The sequence below is a fragment of the Parapedobacter deserti genome, from assembly GCF_042646065.1.
Classification (GTDB): Bacteria; Bacteroidota; Bacteroidia; order Sphingobacteriales; family Sphingobacteriaceae; genus Parapedobacter; species Parapedobacter deserti.
The window spans coordinates 36,716-55,764 of sequence record NZ_JBHRTA010000016.1; the positions used below are offsets into that span (position 1 = coordinate 36,716).

General features: G+C 49.3%; 14 protein-coding genes. 6 read left to right on the forward strand and 8 right to left on the reverse strand.

The genetic code is table 11. From position 1 onward, the window contains the following. Nucleotides 1–16: 16 nt before the first annotated feature. Complete coding sequence (locus ACFOET_RS05765; protein WP_379020494.1) at nucleotides 17–802, reverse strand: RagB/SusD family nutrient uptake outer membrane protein; 786 nt, start codon at nucleotides 800–802, stop codon at nucleotides 17–19. Nucleotides 803–813: 11 nt separating this feature from the next. Then, nucleotides 814–3,723 carry a SusC/RagA family TonB-linked outer membrane protein gene (locus ACFOET_RS05770; protein ID WP_379020496.1) on the reverse strand — a complete coding sequence of 970 codons (2,910 nt, stop codon included), beginning with the start codon at nucleotides 3,721–3,723 and terminating at the stop codon, nucleotides 814–816. Between the two features lie 583 nt (nucleotides 3,724–4,306). Between ACFOET_RS05770 and ACFOET_RS05775 the strand changes: the two genes are divergently transcribed. After that, nucleotides 4,307–4,960 (forward strand): hypothetical protein, encoded by a 654-nt coding sequence (locus ACFOET_RS05775; RefSeq protein WP_379020498.1) that lies wholly within the window; start codon nucleotides 4,307–4,309, stop codon nucleotides 4,958–4,960. Between the two features lie 431 nt (nucleotides 4,961–5,391). On the opposite strand, the gene ACFOET_RS05780 is transcribed toward ACFOET_RS05775, so the two are convergent. From ACFOET_RS05780 to ACFOET_RS05800, 5 genes are all read right to left on the reverse strand, one after another. Next, nucleotides 5,392–7,086, reverse strand: coding sequence for a glycoside hydrolase family 5 protein (locus ACFOET_RS05780; RefSeq protein WP_379020500.1), 1,695 nt, complete (start codon nucleotides 7,084–7,086; stop codon nucleotides 5,392–5,394). A gap of 20 nt (nucleotides 7,087–7,106) precedes the next feature. Then, nucleotides 7,107–8,594, reverse strand: coding sequence for a RagB/SusD family nutrient uptake outer membrane protein (locus tag ACFOET_RS05785; RefSeq protein WP_379020502.1), 1,488 nt, complete (start codon nucleotides 8,592–8,594; stop codon nucleotides 7,107–7,109). 12 nt (nucleotides 8,595–8,606) lie between these two features. Then, on the reverse strand, nucleotides 8,607–12,014 hold the full coding sequence (locus ACFOET_RS05790) for a TonB-dependent receptor (RefSeq protein WP_379020504.1): 3,408 nt from the start codon (nucleotides 12,012–12,014) through the stop codon (nucleotides 8,607–8,609). Between the two features lie 235 nt (nucleotides 12,015–12,249). Next, nucleotides 12,250–13,437, reverse strand: a complete 1,188-nt coding sequence (locus tag ACFOET_RS05795) for a FecR family protein (RefSeq protein ID WP_379020506.1) — start codon at nucleotides 13,435–13,437, stop codon at nucleotides 12,250–12,252. 68 nt (nucleotides 13,438–13,505) lie between these two features. Beyond that, nucleotides 13,506–14,102, reverse strand: coding sequence for an RNA polymerase sigma factor (locus tag ACFOET_RS05800; protein ID WP_379020508.1), 597 nt, complete (start codon nucleotides 14,100–14,102; stop codon nucleotides 13,506–13,508). A gap of 452 nt (nucleotides 14,103–14,554) precedes the next feature. Between ACFOET_RS05800 and ACFOET_RS05805 the strand changes: the two genes are divergently transcribed. Genes ACFOET_RS05805 through ACFOET_RS05825 form a run of 5 tightly spaced genes read left to right on the forward strand, consistent with a single transcriptional unit; the run spans nucleotide 14,555 to nucleotide 17,886 of the window. Next, nucleotides 14,555–15,127 carry a hypothetical protein gene (locus tag ACFOET_RS05805; RefSeq protein ID WP_379020510.1) on the forward strand — a complete coding sequence of 191 codons (573 nt, stop codon included), beginning with the start codon at nucleotides 14,555–14,557 and terminating at the stop codon, nucleotides 15,125–15,127. Then, nucleotides 15,124–15,801, forward strand: a complete 678-nt coding sequence (locus ACFOET_RS05810) for a hypothetical protein (protein WP_379020512.1) — start codon at nucleotides 15,124–15,126, stop codon at nucleotides 15,799–15,801. Before ACFOET_RS05805 ends, ACFOET_RS05810 begins: the two co-directional genes overlap by 4 nt. Continuing rightward, nucleotides 15,741–16,592 carry a sensor histidine kinase gene (locus ACFOET_RS05815; protein ID WP_379020514.1) on the forward strand — a complete coding sequence of 284 codons (852 nt, stop codon included), beginning with the start codon at nucleotides 15,741–15,743 and terminating at the stop codon, nucleotides 16,590–16,592. Before ACFOET_RS05810 ends, ACFOET_RS05815 begins: the two co-directional genes overlap by 61 nt. Next, entirely contained in the window at nucleotides 16,568–17,281 is a 714-nt protein-coding gene (locus tag ACFOET_RS05820; protein ID WP_379020516.1) for a response regulator, read from the forward strand. Before ACFOET_RS05815 ends, ACFOET_RS05820 begins: the two co-directional genes overlap by 25 nt. A 23-nt stretch (nucleotides 17,282–17,304) precedes the next feature. Then, a complete protein-coding gene (locus tag ACFOET_RS05825) occupies nucleotides 17,305–17,886 on the forward strand; it encodes a Crp/Fnr family transcriptional regulator (RefSeq protein ID WP_379020518.1) in 582 nt (193 codons plus the stop codon). Nucleotides 17,887–18,022: 136 nt separating this feature from the next. Here ACFOET_RS05825 and ACFOET_RS05830 read toward each other — a convergent pair whose 3' ends face one another. Next, nucleotides 18,023–18,916, reverse strand: coding sequence for a PorP/SprF family type IX secretion system membrane protein (locus tag ACFOET_RS05830; RefSeq protein WP_379020520.1), 894 nt, complete (start codon nucleotides 18,914–18,916; stop codon nucleotides 18,023–18,025). Nucleotides 18,917–19,049: the final 133 nt, after the last annotated feature.

A 19,049-nucleotide genomic window follows, 5' to 3' on the forward strand; every position in this document is an offset into this window, starting at 1 on the left:
TACGGGGCGCAATTTCCTAGATTGTTTCCGCACTATTTATACGAAATGTCTTGGAAAGATCGTTTTCCAGCGTGTAGCTACCGGATTGGATAACCTCGTTCGCGCCCAGTAAGGCATTTTCGTAATTTCCTAATAGGAGTTGAAGGCGGGCCAATAATGTTGTTGCCGCCCATTTGTTGGGTCGGATTTTTCCTGATGTCGCATAGGATTCGGGGAGCCGCATTTCCGCGTCCAGTAGGTCAGCGAGCACTTGATCAACGACAAGCGATTTGTCAGTCCGTCCCATAAGCATGTTCTGTTTGTAATCCGTTGTTAAGATAAGCGGGACATCCCCGAACAAGTGGACCATATAATAGTAGTGGAACGCCCTCACAAATTTCATTTCGCCCAATACGATGCTTTGGATAGCGGTAAGCGAAGGGTTTCCCAGTTGTTCGATAATACTGTTGCAGTGGTAGATTGTTCGGTATGCCGCAGCCCAAAGCTGGCTGGATATGGCCGAGTTGTCTGGTGACAGCGTATTTAAATAGAACGGGCTGTAAGTGTCGTGCTGGTTTACTGGGCGTAATTCGTCAACCGCTAATCCGGAATATACGGTAAGTCCCCCATTACCGATTCCCAATGACGTCGATCGCATTTGTATATATACGCCGTTAACAGCGGAAAGTGCCGCTTGCTCATCTGCAAACACGTGTTTTGATTCAATCAATTGGGGAGAGAGGTCAATGGCCAGAAACGATTCGCAGGCCATGTGCATTATAGAAATCCCAACAGCGGATATAAGAACAGTTATACTTTTCATGGTGTTACAGTTTATAAAGTCATATCGATGCTGAAAGCCCATGTTCTCAGCGGCGACAAGGCATAAAGGTTTTGATTTTCCGGGTCGGCACCTTCATAATTTGTCATTGTGAATAGATTTTGGCCTTGTATCGAAAGCCTGCATCGGCTAAATCCAATGCGGCCGGTCAATCGATCCGGCAAGGTATATGAAAAAGCGAGACTCCGTAACCTGACGAAAGAAGCATCGGATATAATAGCATTGGAGCTGGCCAAGCGCGAGGCACTGAAGTAGGCATCGCCGGTGGTGGCTGTAAAGCGCTGCACGGGAGCCTGGTCGCCAGGTTGTTCCCATCGGCGAAGTACCAACGTAGGTTGGTTCGCATAGCCATATCCGGGAACATTGCTTCCGAGGCTGAATAGGTAGTTGTATCCGTCCTGTTTTTTGAAATCAAGCGTGAATGTCAACTCGAATCGTCTGTGGTAAAAGCTGTTATTAAAACCACCAAACAAGTAAATGTCTTTAGATGAGGGGAACACCAGATCCGCGTTGTTGTATACGCCATTTTCATCCACGTCTTGGTAGCGGTAGATACCAGTCTCGGTATCCACACCAAGGTACTGGTAACGTAGCCTTGTAGTCAAAGATCGGCCAACGACGAATTGTTTACTATAACTCGAGCTAGCCAGATCCGGGAACGTCAGTAATCTATTTTTCGGGAGGGTGAGGTTTACGGATGAGGACCAGCCGAAAATGGATCCTGATCCGACATTGAAACCGAGTGAAACTTCCCACCCAGCGTTTAAGATAGTTGCGGGCAAGTTTTGTACAACCGATCCGAACCCTGTCTGTTGCGGAAGCGTATATTGGATTAACTGATTGTCTGATGTGTTACGGAAATAGTTCAGGTCTATGCGTATGTTGTTATTCAAAAAGCGCGTTTCCAAGGCGAATTCGAGCTTTCTATTTCTTTCCCATGAGAAATTCGGATTGAAAAGCGCGGTGGGGTTCAACGAGGGTTGCCCCTCATAGGTGTATGATGTGGGTGACCACAGATCGAGGTAACGGTAGTCACCAATTTGGTCGTTTCCGGTAACACCATAGCTTGCACGCAACTTCCCGAAATTTAGAATACCGGATAAAGCGATAAATTGTTCGCTCGAGAAAATCCATGCGGCCCCGGCAGCCCAGAAGAAAGCATATCTGCTGGCCGGCCCAAAGCGGCTTGAGCCGTCCCTTCTCCCCGTGAGATTAAAAATATAACGGTCGTTCAGCGTGAAGTTTAACCGGGTGTATGCACCTTGATACCGATATTGTACAGACGAATTTGATGAGACGATGTTGCCGGCAGCGGTTACGGAACCCAACAGTGCATCACCGCTGTAATTTGTGCCGTATGTGGTGGCGGAAGATTGTTCCTGATCTTGCCACGTCGCACCGATCAAAGCTGAAACCACTCCCAGATTCATCTCTTTTTCATAAGAAAGCTGAGGTTCAACAATCCATCCCACCGTCTTGCCGTTCGCAAAATTGGCGCTCGGCTTGACTGTTGAATAGTGGTCTAACGATGCTGTAGGGCTACGGCTATGTTCGTCATTGGTGGTCAGATTGAATCCCGCATTTGTCTGCAATGCAAAATCTTCGTTAAATTGATATGCCAACGAAAGATTCCCAATGAAGTTCCAGTAGGTTGCTTGGTATCGGCGCTCGGCATGGGCAAGCGGGTTGGCGTTTATCATCCCTAAGTTCCGATAGGGTACTCCGTTATTATCCCAGGCAAGTGTTCCGTCCTCGTTGTAGAGACGAAGGTATGGGGAAGAATTGAGGTATCTTGTCAAATCCTGCACCGGGAGGTGGTTATCAGACCGGTTGATGGTCAAAGAAGTGTTGGCTTTAAATTTCCCGTGGCTGTCTTCCACCGAGCCGCGGCTTTGCAAACCGAAACGGCGGTTGGCCACAGATCTATTGAATACGGTTGATTCATCGTGGTATGATGCTGAGATTAAGTAACTCGATAGTAGGCTACCACCAGTTACAGACAGTTGCATGTCGTTGTACATGGCGTTACGGGGGTACAGCAGCTTATTGAAATTGGTGTACCTGGAGGTGTCCCAACCCGTCAGGTCTTGCGCATTGGAAGCGTCGGGCATCAAGCCATCATTGGTGAATGCTTCCCTTCTCATGGCAAGGTATTGTGGACCAGTAAGCATGCCCACGGTACGGGTTGGATTGCTCAAGCCTGTCCGATAAATTGCGTTGATAGAGAATTGCTCTCCTAAACCTTTTTTCGTGGTAATGAGCACGACGCCGTTTGCCCCCCGCGACCCATATATCGCAGTGGCGTCGGCGTCTTTTAAGATTTCTATGGACGCAATGTCCGAAGGATTAAGCAGGCTAAGTGGACTGAAACCAGCTGCTCTGGGGTTGTCCGTTGTTTCGTTTGTAGGGTTAGTCAGTCGGTTGAGTGGGGATTGACCCTGTAAAAAAGGTACACCGTCGATGATGTATAAGGGATCGCTCCCATTCAGCAGGCTGTTTTGCCCACGTATGCGTAATGTGATATTCCCTCCCGGAATTCCGGTTTGCTGTGTTACTTCCACTCCCGTTACCTGCCCGTGCATGGATGCCAACACGTTGCCTACAGGCTGGCGGGAGACCGTTTTGGCATCGATTCTGCCAATGCTACCCGTGCGGCTACGGTCAGTGACGGTATAATACCCCGCATTGACTTCCACTTCTTCGATTTGGAGTGTATCTTTGAAAATATCCAACGTGTCCCTACCCAAAGCGGCAGCCGCCACTGAAGTCTCCGCGGCAGCCTGCGCGCGGGCTTCCAAACACATGGTCGTTAGCAGCAAGGCAATGCTTGCTACATATATGGTGGTGGTAGTTTTTGGTTTCGGTTTGGGCAAAAGCTTGCCCGTTGCGTAGTTGAAGCGCATTTTTCATAATCGTTAGTGTTAGAAAAGGGATTGGTTAATCCGGTAGGTTTAATTTGAGACTGCGATACAGATTAAACAGGCGACTTGATGAGGCTCTTGTAAAGATTTTTGGTTGAAAATGGCCGGTTAAGAAGCGAGTAAAAACAAAGAAATCCCCGCAACTTGCTGTTTGGCAAGGCCGAAGGCGGGCTTTGTATGTTGGTTCGGGTGGTCATTGCTCGCTATATCAGCGAGTCTCACTTAAAAAGAGGGGGCACTTCGCTCCGCCTTATTCGTAGGGTCCGAAACCTTTGAGCTTGGCTGAAACGATAGCGCCCACATTCTTAATGCTACAAAGGTAGCATATTAAGAGATGCAGGCATAATCTATCGCTCTCACTGCTCAAGGAAAAGTTTCGGACTTACGAAAGTGAGACTCTTTAATTATACCGTTTATCTACAATATTTACCTGACTAATTTAAATCCAATAAATTATCCATAACAACTTTCATAATGCAATTATACAAACAATATACCAAATTAACAAAAAAAATCGCTCACTTTTTCGAGTTGAAAAAACTTCACAATTAAGGTTGATTTATGCATGGAAAATAAATCAACTGAAAAGAAGAAAAAACAAGAAAATCCGCAGCATTACAAACTCAGAAAAGCCATTGGAAATGCCTTTCAAAAACTCAGAAAGAATGCAGGATATACCAGTTCTGAAAAATTTGCAAATGCAAAAAAACTAAATCGAGGAATGTACGGAAGGTATGAAGCTGGCTCGGTCGGCATGAAGATAACCACGCTACTTGATAACGCAGTCGCCCACGGCCTGACTGACGAAGATGTTTTCAATAAAGACTTTCTCGCCCTTGGGCGGTCCGATGAGGAAAATGCGCTGACTGAAAAGAGCATCAACCACCTTGTTGACCAACTTCGACACCAAGTAAAATTAGTATCGAGCGAAGCGAAAGCATATAGCTTAGACGACAATGACATCAAAGACTTGCACAACATGCTTGTAGCGGGTTGGTCTCCATTATCTAAGCGTGAGTTATTCAAGAAAATCGGCCTCAACTCCAAGACACCGCGTTTCGAAAACATACTGGAAATTCTCAAGGGGGCGGGATGGATGACAATGACGAACTTGAAGAACCTGAACGATCCAGGACAAAAATATTATACCACCCAAGTCGGAAAGGATGCGCTGGCTGCATACGAACCCTCAGCGGCCCGGCCGGACCCGTTGCCATAAAAAAAGCCGCACCCGAATCGGATATGGCCCAGCATCAATCAGCCATAACACGAGCTACCGCTATTTCTTATCCTTGGCGAGGCCAGCGCGGACTTTCTCGACAAATTCTTCCGATACAGTAGCGTAATTAGCAATTTCGACCATCGTCAATAGTACGGATGTTACTTTGTTGGCCGAGCAATAAATCATATGTACTCCTTACTGTATCTTTTATGTCCGATGGTAATCCGTTAAAAACCTCTGTGCGATGTGCTCCGGCAGGGCCGACCGGAAGTAGTGAAATAAGATTACATCAGCAATTCGGAGTATGTTACACCAAACATGGCAGCAAACAAAACATTAATAGGCTAAACTGGCGATTATTGCGTTAAATCAGTTCAAACACTAAACCCACGGACGAGTAAACCTCATCCGCGGGCTGCTATTATTTATTATTTTATAATTGCAATATGGTCTAAGTGCAAAACGGCACCCACAAGGTCTTCATTGCCTTCAACAGCAAACTCCAACCTGTTGATAGCCCTCCATGTGAAAGCACCGATAGGTTCATGGTAACCATTACTGACTGCCCCTGTTTCACCGAAATCACTCAACGGGATGGTAAATACGGTCCACTCATCTTGATCGCTGTAAGCAGCATCGGTAAGTGTAACTGCATTACGCCATGGCAAATGCCCTTCCTTGTACTGCACGAACCGAACCTGCAAATTTGCCTTATCAGGACTTTTGATGGCGAAACGCAATTTGTAGTCAGCATCATACTGTGCTTCCAAATCAAAGGTTGGCCATATACTGATCCCTATAGATGACCACTGATCCCCGATTTGCCAGCGAATACTTTTCAAACCTTCATATGATATGGATTCGTCAGCGAAATTGAGACTTCCCGAAGGCTCATGGCTTTCATTAGTCATCCCGCCGGAAAGCTCATCGGTATAAATTGAAACGTTTGGAGGGCCATCGCTATTATAGGTCGGCGGCACATTCAAACCCAATGCCTCCAAAAGAGGTACATTGAGATCAACGTCGAAACGATATTGCTCTCCTGGCACGAATAAGCCAAATGAATTGTGGTAATCCCATGTGGTCCATGCAATATCATGTTCTTCAAAATAGGTCCTGACAACTTCATACCACTGACATCGATCTGTATTCTTTGCATTGTTCATCAACACTCCAAATTCTCCGCAAAACAAACGGACATTCCTTGCTTTGGCAAAACTGATGGCCTTATCGAGCTGGTTTTTAAGCGCGCCAATAGTGCCTTCTACCGCGTAACTATCATATAGGGCACCAAATGATGTACCCACTAACGCTGGCGGCACTGCAGGCATGGTGGCTGCATTATAGGGGAAGGGAACGTTACCTGATACTTCCAACGATGGGTTAGTCCAACTGGCCCCCTGATGGGTAAACAGGAATGGATCGTAAAAGTGGAAGGTATAGATGAGGTTGGGATCGTCATATTCCGGGAGGTGCGCCAACGCTTCAATGCCATTGGCATCGGCCCCTCCGACAATGATGGTATGTGTACTATCAATAGCGCGGATGGCGCTGATCATCCGTCCCTGCATAGCTGGCCACTCCGTTGCCATGTAATTGCCATCCGGCTCGTTAAACAGCTCATAGTGAATCAGCGCTGACCGGTCTTTGCAGTGGACAGCGATTTGCTCCCACACCTTGGTTATCTGCTGTTCGCCATAAGCTTGGGGAAAGGGAGTGGAGCTAAAGTAGGAATGATTGTCAATGATCAAGTGCAACCCTACCTCCTCAGCCAAATCCAGGGCATAATCCAATTTTTCAAAAAACACCTCGCTCAGTGCATAATCCGGTGCTGGGCCGGTCATACGGAAAAACCGGACCGGTACACGGACCACGTCTACACCCAAGCTCTTGATTTGCTCGAAGTCTGTCTTCTTATAGACCGTTTTACCAATGTCTTCCGCGCTATTCGCCAAAAACCAATCAGATAAATTTACTCCCTTGCTGAACGGCATATCTAGTGGGTCTGGCTGCTCATTTGGCACCTTTGGTTCGGGAGTAGGCTCTGCTGAAACCTTGTCCTTGCAGGAAAAACAGTGCACTAATAAAATAAAACTTATATAATGGATGATTTTAATGATCATGATGTCGTTGTCTTAGATGGTTAATAATTGGAATTTTGATGAATTTTACCTTTGCCCTCAATAATCACTCGCTGTGGCAGCGGCATACGGGTAAACCATTCTTGCGCCGTGGTGGAACCTTTCTCCAGCGCATAGGCTCTGTACTTCCCATGCCTGATGAGATCTTCCCTGCGCAATCCTTCAAACCAGAACTCGTGTCCTCGCTCAAGTAATATATCATCCAGGAAGCCCTGAACGCCGCTGGTTGCGTACCGGGATAGCTCATAAGGGTCTATTCCAGCCCTTACACGTATCTGGTTTAATAGCTGAACCGCCTCATCGGTGACGATACCTTCGGATCTTACAATCGCTTCTGCCAGCAGCGTTAGTACGTCTGCATACCGGTATACGATCCAATCTATGGAGCTATCCTCACCAATGGCTCCCGGATCTTCGCCATATTTTACCGGTATGGCTCCTCTAGTGAGCGCATTGCCCGGATTGCTTTTGCTGTATTGCACACCGTCTGTACCGTGATAACTTCCTACCAACACGTTTAAACGCTGGTCTGTGGGATCAAAGGTTTCATAGAACCGCCATGGGACGCGGTAGCCGTTCCACTTGACAATATTGGGATTGTCGGTAGGATATGACCCAGGCAACACATGGGCCAACCAAAGCTGAGCGTTGGTGCGATCGCAAGTGGCTGCGAAAATGATTTCGCGGTTCCGCTGGTTTTCGTACGTAAAGATATCGGCATAACTGGAATTCACCAGCCCATAATTATACCGAGCATCAGTGAGTTCCCGGCCCATCGAAACGGCGTCATCCCAGCGCGATTCCAGCATATACAATTTGAGGATCAAGGTGTTGACCAAACCTTTGGTAAAGCGACCATAATCACTGTTATCATAGCTGTAAGGCAATACCGCAGCAGCCTCCTGTAGATCCCTTTCGATATGCGCTACCATGTCTTCATCCGTAGGCCTGGGGATAACGTCTGTCGATAGCGGGTCCTGAAGTTGATCGATGTGCGCGACAGGGACCGGGCCAAACCAACTGTACAGGAGGTATCCCATAAAGCCCCTGGCGGCTTTTACTTCTGCTATCGCTTGGCTTTTCCGATCGGCGTTAATGTCTGCGCGTTCGAGTAGGTCCAACACCATAGTAAACCGATTGAGATCTCGCAGGTAATCATAAAACTTGGTTACTAATACTGTCTCTGGGTTCCAGTTTTGGTATATCGCAGCATTCCACATGCCATTATCCCACAGACAATCGCCAATATCAGTAGACATGTCGCCAATGACTTGGTACCCGTCGTTATTGACCGTAAATATACCGTTATACCAGTTAGAGCGGAACGGCACGTAACAGCTCACAACGAGTGCCTCGACGTCGCGCTCGGTTTTGGGGAAATCTGTGGGGTTGATCACACCGGACACTTGCATGTCAAGTTTGGTGCACGCGGCGAGCAGGCAAGCCAGCACCAGTCCTATCCCTATATTTTGGAAATAATTAGTTTTCATCGCTTCTACAAGTTAGAATCGGATATCAATGCCAGCCGAAAACGTGCGCACATTAGGGTATGCTACGTCTGAGTTGTCGGTTTCAGGATCGATACCGCGATAGTTGGTAAATATAAAGGGGTTATTCACGTCTACGTAGATGCGTATATTGGATATACCCCGGTTTACTTTTTGGTTATAACCCAGCGTAAGATTTCTGACCCGGATAAACGATACGTTGTCCATGAAATAATCGCCATGGCCATACATATTGGTCATTTGGGTATAGCCCGGTCGGGTGGCTCCCTGGTTATCACTGCGCCACACCTCTTTTATACTGACCGGCAGGTTATGGTCGCCAATCAAGTTAGAACCACCCAGCGCCCATGAATCGAGGTAGGTCATGTCCATCAAGCGATTAATTGTTCCGTACACGTAGGCCGTAAAATCCCACTGCTTGTAGCGCAAGGTATTTGACAACCCCACGAGATAGGCTGGATCCCAAGAGCCGTAAAACACCTTATCAGCGTCGTCGATCCGCCCATCGGGCACACCGGTTTTGATGGGCACACCGCGCTCATCCACCATCAGGTTGCCGCTTTGGTCTCGCTGGTAGGAATCGATATCGCGTATATAAATCTGTCCTGGCCGGGACCCCGGCATATGGGGTACTTCCTGTCCGGCCTGTATAAGGCCATCAGTGAGGTACCCATAACCTGCCCGCAGTGGATCATGGTATCTTTCAAATGACGTAGGTACCCAAGAATATGCCCTTTCCTTCCATGTATCGCGATACAATGAAAACGTGCCGGTGGTGGTCCAACTGAAAGTTTCGCTTTCCAGGTTTTGCGAATTGATGGTGAGCTCAAAGCCCTTGCTCTGTGTTGTGCCGATGTTGTCTGCCAGGCTTGAGACGGGAAAATAACTGATAAGCTGACGGTGAAACAGCAGGTCAACAATCTGCCGCCGATAGTATTCAGCTGTTATACTCACCTTGTTAAAAAGCGCTAAATCCAAACCAAAGTTCCATTCTTTCGTAGTTTCCCAAGTCAACCGCGGATTGCCGATCTGACCAATCGTAACGCCCCTTTGGGCTGTGCCCCCAAACAGATATTCTGCCGTAGAGCTATAGTAGTCTAAGGCACCGTTGCCAATATTCGAGTTGCCGGTTTCCCCGTAGCCTATGCGGACTTTCCCTTCATTGATGAGATGTCGCAATCCTTTCATGAAGGACTCATCGGAAAATCGCCATGCGCCGGATATGGAAGGAAAATATCCCCATTGGTGCCCGGGGGCTAAATTTGATGCTCCATCGGAACGGAAATTGACCGTGAGAAGGTAGCGGTCTTGATACGCATAATTCAGCCGTCCGAAAAATGATGCAATGGTGCTCCGGTTTCTCCAAGACCCTACGCTTGGCCGGGGGAACTCGCCGGCGCCGAGGTTATCAAATCCGTAACCATCGGTGACAAAGTTCCGGTTGCCCGCCGAAAGCCCTTCCCCGTCGAACCGCTGGTACGAATGCCCCACCAATGCACCGAGTTTGTGTTTGCCGAACTCCTCATGATAGGCTGCGGTAATTTCCATAAGGTAGTCGCGATTATCATATTGGTTAATGGACGCTTCGCCGTTGGCGTTACGGCCGTACAGCGTTGACTTCGGAAGATAGGAAGACCGCTTCCGAAACTTCCGGTCGACACCCGTGTTTACTTTTAACGTCAGTTGCCGCAATGGCCGGTATTCGGCAAAATACATGGCCAGAAGGCGTTCATCCACACTCTTATCTGTGATTTCCAGCAAGGATGCCGGATTCGGAATCATGGGGCGAACCTGGCTAAGCGTATACTCGCCCCGCTCATCCTTAATCGGCAATAATGGACTGAATTCCACAGCCGAGCGGATAATACCGGCATATTCATTTGCACCGCTCCCAAGCGGAATGTTGTTGAAGGCATTGCGATTAATCAATACACTAGCCCCCATCTTCAGTTGATCGGCAATACGTTGATCGACATTTATACGTGCGTTGACACGGTTCATGTCGTTAGATTTGATTACCCCGTCTTGGTCGAAGTAGCCCAATGACAGTTGGTATTGGGTAGCCTCGCTCCCACCGTTGATAGACAGGTTGTGTTGTTGCTGCCCTGAGCGGCGGGTGATCGCGCCAAGCCAATCGGTATTGTACATTGGATCACTGATTTGTTCGGCAGTGTACTGAGGTGCCGGCGGACCAAACGTAAAATCGGCCAATGTACGTGGCCCATACGGATGTATGTGGTTATCGATCAAGAAGCGTTCATAGATATAGCTATTTGCCTCGGTCATGAACTCGCTGGCACTAAGCATCCGGTAGTTGTCGGCGAGACGCTGTTGGGAAATTGATGCCGAATAGGCAACTGTTGGCTTCCCTACCTTGCCCCGTTTTGTGGTAATGATAATGACACCGTGGCCGGCACGAGCACCGTAGATGGCGGTTGCACTGGCATCTTTCAATACGTCAATCGATTCGATATCATTGGGATTTAACGAGCTCAAGATAAAATCTTTGCTCCCACCGTCATAGCGGTTGCCGCTACCAGGTTCGCCCGACGAAGTGATCGGAAAGCCGTCGATAACAATTAAGGGCTCGTTTCCGGCGCCCACGGAAGTCGCCCCTCGGATGTTGATGGCGGTATAACCACCGGGTTGGGCACTTACCATATTGGCCTGCAATCCCGCAGCTGCACCGGCCAGCAAATGACTGATGGTGGATGTGGTGGTAACCGGTGCATCATCCAATCGAATACTGGAAACGGCGCCAGTCAGATCGCGCTTCTTCTGTGTCCCATATCCGACTACCACGACCTCCTCCAGGCCTGCTGGACTCGCTTCAAGTATAATGGTACCGACATCGGCCTTTATCGCTACGGTGCGTGTCAGGTAACCTATATACGAAAGTTCTAAAGTAGCATCTTCCGGTACCGCTTTCAGAAAGAAAGTACCGTTATCATCAGATTTTGTCTGGATGGCAGTACGCTGTCCTCCTGCAGTGAGCACCCGGGCCGTTGCACCGACGAGCACACCACCCATCGCGTCTGTCACCGCACCTTGCACGTCCACGAGCTCCTGCCTAGGCACAGCTTCTGTTGGCCGGGCAACCGGCTTTTTACGCTCGCGTATCAAGATTGTTTTTTCGTTGATGGCCCACTCAAGATCCTGACTTACTAAGATCGCAGCAAGCGCTTCTTCCAATGTGGCGTCTACAAGCGAAACGCTCACAGGCAACGTGTTCTTAAGGTGGGTAGACCGATAAAACACGGTGTACCCGGTTTGCGCCTTTATCTCCTCAAAAATGACGGGCAACGACGCGTTCTTCTTTTTCAACGTGATTTTCTGGGCATAGCTATCTATTGCAGAAACCTGTAAAACTACCATGGTCACCAATAAAAAACTTAGCTTCATAACCCGCAAAAAATGGTTAAAACAGTTTAACATTTGCTTATGATTTCTCAACCTACTTTCGGTCTGCGTTTGTGCTTGTACACATACACAGATTTACCTAAGTTTGTTGAATCTGGTTATTACATAATTCAGTTTACATTGCATTGTGATGGAGCCAGATAAGACCGGGAGTGTTGGTAGCGCTTCCGGTTATCTTCTTTACCCCCAACCCATCGGTGGGAGCACTCCGCTGTGTCTAGTCGGCTTTCGAAATAATAATCCTCCTTTCTTTAATGGTATAAGTAAGGTCTCCGGCAAACGCAAGGTTATTCAATACGCCGGAGACATTTTCATAACGGGAAAAACTGCCGGTGTACAGCTCTTCTTTGTTTACGCCTTGATATTCGATTTCTACATCATACCAACGAGCTACTCGTTGCATTATATTTTCGAGGGTCTCATCTTCAAATATGAACATCCCATCTTTCCAGGCTGTAAAAAGAACCGGATTGACGGCATGAACGTGCATAGTACCACCGGTACTAACGCTTTGCTGGCCGGCTGTAAGCGTTGTAGTGCTGCCATCAGCCAGTACACTTACCTGACCTTCGACCAAGGTGGTCATCACAGCAGCTTCGTCGGCATACGCGGAAACATTAAACTCCGTTCCCTTAACCTCAACGGAGTGGCCTTTGGAAACAACTTTGAAAGGCACCTTATGCAATTCTTTATGCGGCCCGACTGACGACGTCAATCCCCTGACAGCAAAATATGCTTCTCCTTCTAAATAGACAGTCCTTTCGTGGCCGTTGAAGTTGTTGGGGTATGTTAAGGTGGAGGACGCGTTGAGCCAAACCTTGCTGCTATCGGGAAGGGTGACTTGATAAGTGCCCCCTTTTGGCGTGGTGAGTTGTAATGAAAGGCTTGGATTACTGATTACGCGACTCCCATCGGTGTAGGTCACCTCGTTTCCGATCACGATCTCTCCCCGAGCTCCATCCAACACGATCGTACGGCCATCGGATAACGTGAGTGTTGCCCGGTTGCCGCCGGGGGGGATATCACCCGTATGGTCGCTAACAAGCGCCGGCTGCGTGGCTGGCGCACCGTAGTACCGATAGATACCAAATGAGACGCTTAAGACAATTAAGATTGACGCCGCAACGTAAGGCCAATATGATAGCTGGAACCGTCTGCGTTGTCGGCGGGCTTGTAAGGCTGCATGAATAGCCTGATCTGTTTGGTGGACAACGCGCCTAACCGAATCTTCGTCGGTTTGTGACACCACAGCATCGTTCGCAAGATAATCCTCGACAAGTTGCTCAAGGGTGTTCCCGGATCGCTCTACCTGGAAAAAAGCTAAGATTTCTTTTAATTCCTCGGCGGTGTAATCTCCATTGAGATACTTTTCGAATAGTTTCCGATAGTCCTTCTCTCCCATCATGGTGATACGTTTGTATAGATATACCCGTGGCCCGGAAAAACTATGACAGTATATTTGATTTTTTTTACCTATTCGTGCATCAGGGATAAAGCGACGGTCATAACAGCGCAAAGAGTGGGGTTTAAGATGCTGGAAAGGCGCTGCATGGCGCGATAGATATGTTGGTTGATAGCGGCAGGTGAAATATTCAACAGCTCACTGATTTCTTTGTAGCTTTTTCCTTCAATTTTATGGAGGATGAAAACCTGGCGCTGACGCTGAGGGAGCTGCTGAAGTGCGTGCTGAACTAACGAGACGTTTTCTTCGCGGGTAATAAATGCTTCAATTGGGTTTTCGCTGACCGGAGATTGCCGTAACAAGTGCTGCATCAGCCGCTCGTCTTGGTGAGCCCGACGTATAATGTCGCTGACTTCATTGCGGGCCAACCGATATAAAAATGCCGGAAATGAAAGTTCAGGATTAATATAGGCGCGCTTTTCCCATATTTTCATAAAAATTTCTTGCAACGCATCCTGAGCCAAGTCTTCTGACTTCAGCAACGTGAGTAACTTAACTGCGATCCGCTTTTTATATCGGTTATAAAGCGAGAGAAAAGCACAATGGTCCCCTCGTCGCAACCGTCGAAGCAACGCACGCTCGTCTGAAGGATCTGAAGATGACGTCATATAGGATATCCTACAAATAAAAGCCATTTATCTCGGAATTGCAACAATGCCGTTGAAAGCGAACTTGGGCAAAAGTATGGGCTTTCGCACAACGTAGGTCTTTCGGATACCTTCATCGCAGCTACTGCATTAACATATGAATTGGAATTGCGCATATATCTAACTATAAAACAGGTTTTTATGGTACTACGACACAGGTACGAGACATCCAATTGCAAAAAAGTGACGGAAACCCAAGCTGCCAAAATTTCTTGTCGCCGTTTTGTACCGCGGCGAAGCCGAGGTACAGCATCGCCAAGCTGCCAAAATGTTGCTCCATTTAATTAGCAGCTTGTTTTCAACGACCCGCTAAACTCACCAAACAAAAATAAAATATGCACGAAAGTGAATAGGTGTGTATTAGAAATGTTTTGCACTTTTATGCCATCGATTTAACATTATAAAACAACGTTATGACCCGAACACTATTAACCTTAGCACCGTTATTTGCTTTGTTAATTACATCCGCATGTATCGGAAATGGCCAGCACAACCAAGCCTATGCAGCCCCAACGGAAAAACACCTCCGCGATTCGGTATTTGTGCCCTTCGAAGAGGCCCTGCGTATGGTGGCCAACTATGCGCCACATGCCGGCTATGTCGTAGATGAACACGGAGACACCACTTCCAATACACGTGCCGCATGGTTTAGCGTCGAGCAGCTTGAAGCCCTCTTGAATCGAATTAAGGCAGATGGAGGAGACGGCATCCGCTTTTACCTGGGTACCTACAGCGACCACTACCCCGATGGAATCGCAGCGCATATTCCACCACGCGAGTACTGGGGCCGAAATACGCTGCTCCTGGTACCCACGCGCCCCGTCACCGGCCCTGATGGGCACGTTTTCCATCAAGACTACCACAGCGATCACCCCGACTCACTGGCTGCCGACGGCGTGCAGGTAACGGCCGACATCGAAAACGATGCGAGCATGTGTCCGCCTAATTGTCCCGGCGCAGGCTTAATCCAACCGCCTCTTCCATGAGCAACCTGGTTACCTATTATACACTCATTGAGGCGGGCTGCCTTATTGCAGCCCTGATTTTCCTTAGGCATGAGCAGGGCAGCGTTTGGGGTATTCAGCGTTGGTACCTGTGCCTTGTATTGCTGGGCGAACTATGCGCTTTGTATTGTATATGGGTATTGGGCCATCCGTCCAACCAATGGATACACAACCTCATGATACCTGCCATCGCCCTGTTCGTAGGCCAGATGACCTTTGCCGCCGTGGCCGAGCTCGACGGCACGCGACGTTCATGGCTGTATGCATGGTGGGGTATAGTAGCAGCAGTATATTTAACTGAGGCGGCAATAAATGGCGGCTTGCCCGAGTACCTGCGGTACACCCGGCTTTTCGTCAATGTGAGCATCAGTGCCGGTTGTTTTTACTATTTTATCCGGCTTATGCGCACCAACACCGCCCGAGATTTGAGAACGTTGCCTGAATTCTGGTGGATTTATGGCACCAGCTGCTTCTTTTTTGGGCAGAGCATCGCTAACCACTACGTCCAGCTATTGGCCGTGACCAAGACGACCATCGCCGGTGCCTCGTTGCATATGATCCTTTATATTATTTTGATCAGCTTACTATACGGATTATGGAGTTATGCCTTCTACTTGCGCAGCAAACGCCGCAGCTTGGCCATCAGTTCCTCATAGTACTCCTACTCTTTATGGTAGCCGTACCGTCCTTGCTGGCCTTCTTTGCAATTCGCCAGCACGGACAACGCAGACGGTATGAAGAGGAGGCCGCGCGGATGCGGGCAATAGCGGAAGCGGACGCTGAGCGACTGCGCATAGAGGCGGAAAACGACCGGCTGCGGGCCGCACTGAAGGCGGCGCAGGAGGAGACTGAACGAATCGGCCGCCAACTGCACGACGGAGTAGGCTACCAGGTGACCCTCCTGCGATCGGAACTGCACCTCCTCAAGGAATATCCAGAAGAGTTCAATGCGGAGGTCGCTGCTAAACTATGCGACGACATGAATCTAATCAGCAGCGAAATACGCGACCTCTCACATACGTACTCGGGGCACACCTTCAGGACCTTCGGCCTGGTTGATGCCATCGAGAGGGAGATTGAACGGATCGGTAAGACCAGCAACCTGGCCATTGAGGTGGCGATCGAAGGATATAAAGACGGTTGCTTGACCTACGAGAATACCGAGCATCTGTATTACATGTTTTTGGAAGCGGTGCAAAACGTCCAAAAACATGCCAATGCTTCGAAATTGGTAGTTTCCCTTTCAACAGAGAACCAGCAGGTATGCCTGAATATTTACGATGACGGTTGCGGATTTGAGCCGAGGCAAACCATAGGGCTGGGTCTGAGGAACATCGAGTTTCGGGCCATAGTGGCCGAAGGCAATGCCGCAATTCTTTCCGTGCCGGGCCGTGGCACCACCATCACCATAAGTGTACCAATATGCCTAGGAGAGACATACGCGTAGCTTTGGTGGATGACAAGGAGCTCTTCTACGTTGCCCTGCAGCGCAAGCTAAAACACATCGCCGGGGCACGATCGGTGTTTTATGCCAATAGCCGGAAAGCGCTACGGCAGAAGCTCGACACCTGCTCGCCACTACCCGACATCGTTCTAATGGATATTCAGCTAGCCGTAGACGAAAACGGATTTGAGTGTACCCAATGGTTGCGCGAGCACTACCCTCAGATCCGTGTGGTGGGCTATTCAGATTATCCCCACGCCGAGACCATTCAGCGGTTGATCAATTGCGGAGCCAGGGCATTCATCGAAAAAGGGCTGGGCGCTGAATCGCTAAGGATGGCGCTATTTGATGTGCACGAATCGGGCTATCACTTTAACCAATTCATTCCCGACGATGTTTTTCTGGAGGCTGCCCAGCGCTTGGTGCTGGATGATCCAGCAAAAATTACAGGTACACTGCAGCAAATCATGATGCTTTGCGCCACAGATCTCACTGCTGCGCAGATCGGAGAGGTCGTCTTTCTTGGAGAGCGCGCGGTTAAGAATTACATCGGCCACCTTTGCCGCTATTTTGGCGTCAAAACGACCAAGGCCATGGTGGCCCAGGCGTTCTGGCAGGGACTCATGCCGAACAGGATGCCCGACCAGCTCCGCGAAACCATAGCCAAGGTAAAAGCAACGATAAAAGAATAACAGCTAACCAAATTCACAAACACATGCATACTGAATTTCAAACTTTACACCGCAAACTCGCCACGCTTGGCATCACCCCCGCCGAGTGGCAGGCAGTGTCAGAAACTGTCGTAAAGGTTGAGCGGCTCAAAGGGCACTCGCTGCCGTACCTGCGGGGCGATTTTTTTTTCGTGAGCGAGGGGTTGCTCAAGCAAACGTACGTATTGAACGGCGCTCCCGTCGTCGAACGCTTCTTGCACGAAGGAACATCCTGCTTCATCACTTGGACAGACCACCAGGATATTGAGGTGCTGGAAGACGCTGTCCTGCTAAAAATCTCGAACGCCGACTTGCGCCACCTCAAACACACACATCCCGTACTGAATATAATGTTCGTGCAGCTATACGCCGAGTGGATGGAGATGCTGAAAAAACGCCTTGAACTGGTCCTAGAATTAAAGGAAGATCGCGTTGCTGCATTCCAGGCCGCCTTTCCGGGTCTGGGCAGCCGCTTATCAAAAATAGACCTGGCTCGCTACCTTGATATTAAAACCGGGTATGTAAGTGGTGTTATAAACGATAGAATTTTAGCAAATAATTCAACAAAAAGAAACCCGTTACCTTAGAGATAACGGGAATCCGCCCCAATGGGATTAGGGGCTATCAACCTAAACCTGAGACAAAGGTAAAGACTACGATGGAATCTACCAAATCTTTGTTGAATTTTTTTTTGAGGCGCAGGCTCTGCGATCATACACCAACCTAAAGCAGCATTGCCTCCCTGCCAAACCGGTATTGGATACCGATCTCATGGGTGGTGTTACTGATGCGCCGGTTCAGCGGCTGGTTGCCCGGGTTGAACTGGTAGCTGTAGCCCACACCGAAGCCCGAGAAGTTGAACTGTGCAATGCCGGCTACCTCTCCGTAGCTGCGCACGTTTGCACCGATGCCGAACACACGCTTGATGAACACCAGCGCTGAAGCCTCCGCCTGCGGACGCAGGTTCTCCGCATACGTCACCAGCAGCCCAGGCCGCACATGGAAGTCCCCGCCCAGGCCGAACAGCGCCCCAGCCGTCAGGTGGTACAGGTTCCGGAAATTGTAGCGGCTGTCGCTGTCTACACCCAGGCTCCCAAGCATCAGACGCGGCAGCGATAGCCCCACGTAGTAACGCTCCGGACGGAACAGCATAACCCCGAAGCCGATCAGCGCGTCCGTCTCACGGATGTCTTCCCGGAAGGCAGGGTCCAACGGGTCCAGCTGCGAGAAACGCCCGTCGAGGTAGCTCACGCCGGCATTCAGCGACAGCCCCACGTATTCCGTCTCCGATATCCGCACACGCTTGGCGAAAAACGCCGAGGCCTCCGTCAGCTTCTCCACCGCAAGGCTCTCGTGCCGCACGTTAACGCCCGCTGTGGCGCCGAAACCTTCCAAACCAAAATGTCCGCTACCCCAGAAGACGGTGGGCGCACCATCCATGCCCACCCACTGCCGGCGGCCGATCACCGACACCTCCCCGCCCATGCTCATCAGACTCGCCGACGGGTTGACAACCGTGCGAAGCTGACCGTACTGGGTGTGCGTCAGCGCATGCTGCGCATGTGCCGCCGCAACTACCGAAAACACCCCGGCCAATGCTAATGCTATGTGTTTCATGTTTCCTGTTTTTCGCTAATCTAAATATCTTATATGATCACTATTATTGTCTCCAACCATCACCCCTCTCTTCAAACGGTTTTTATGCCCGTTGCGGCCACCGCCTTGCCTACCGGATCGAACTGCCCCTGAT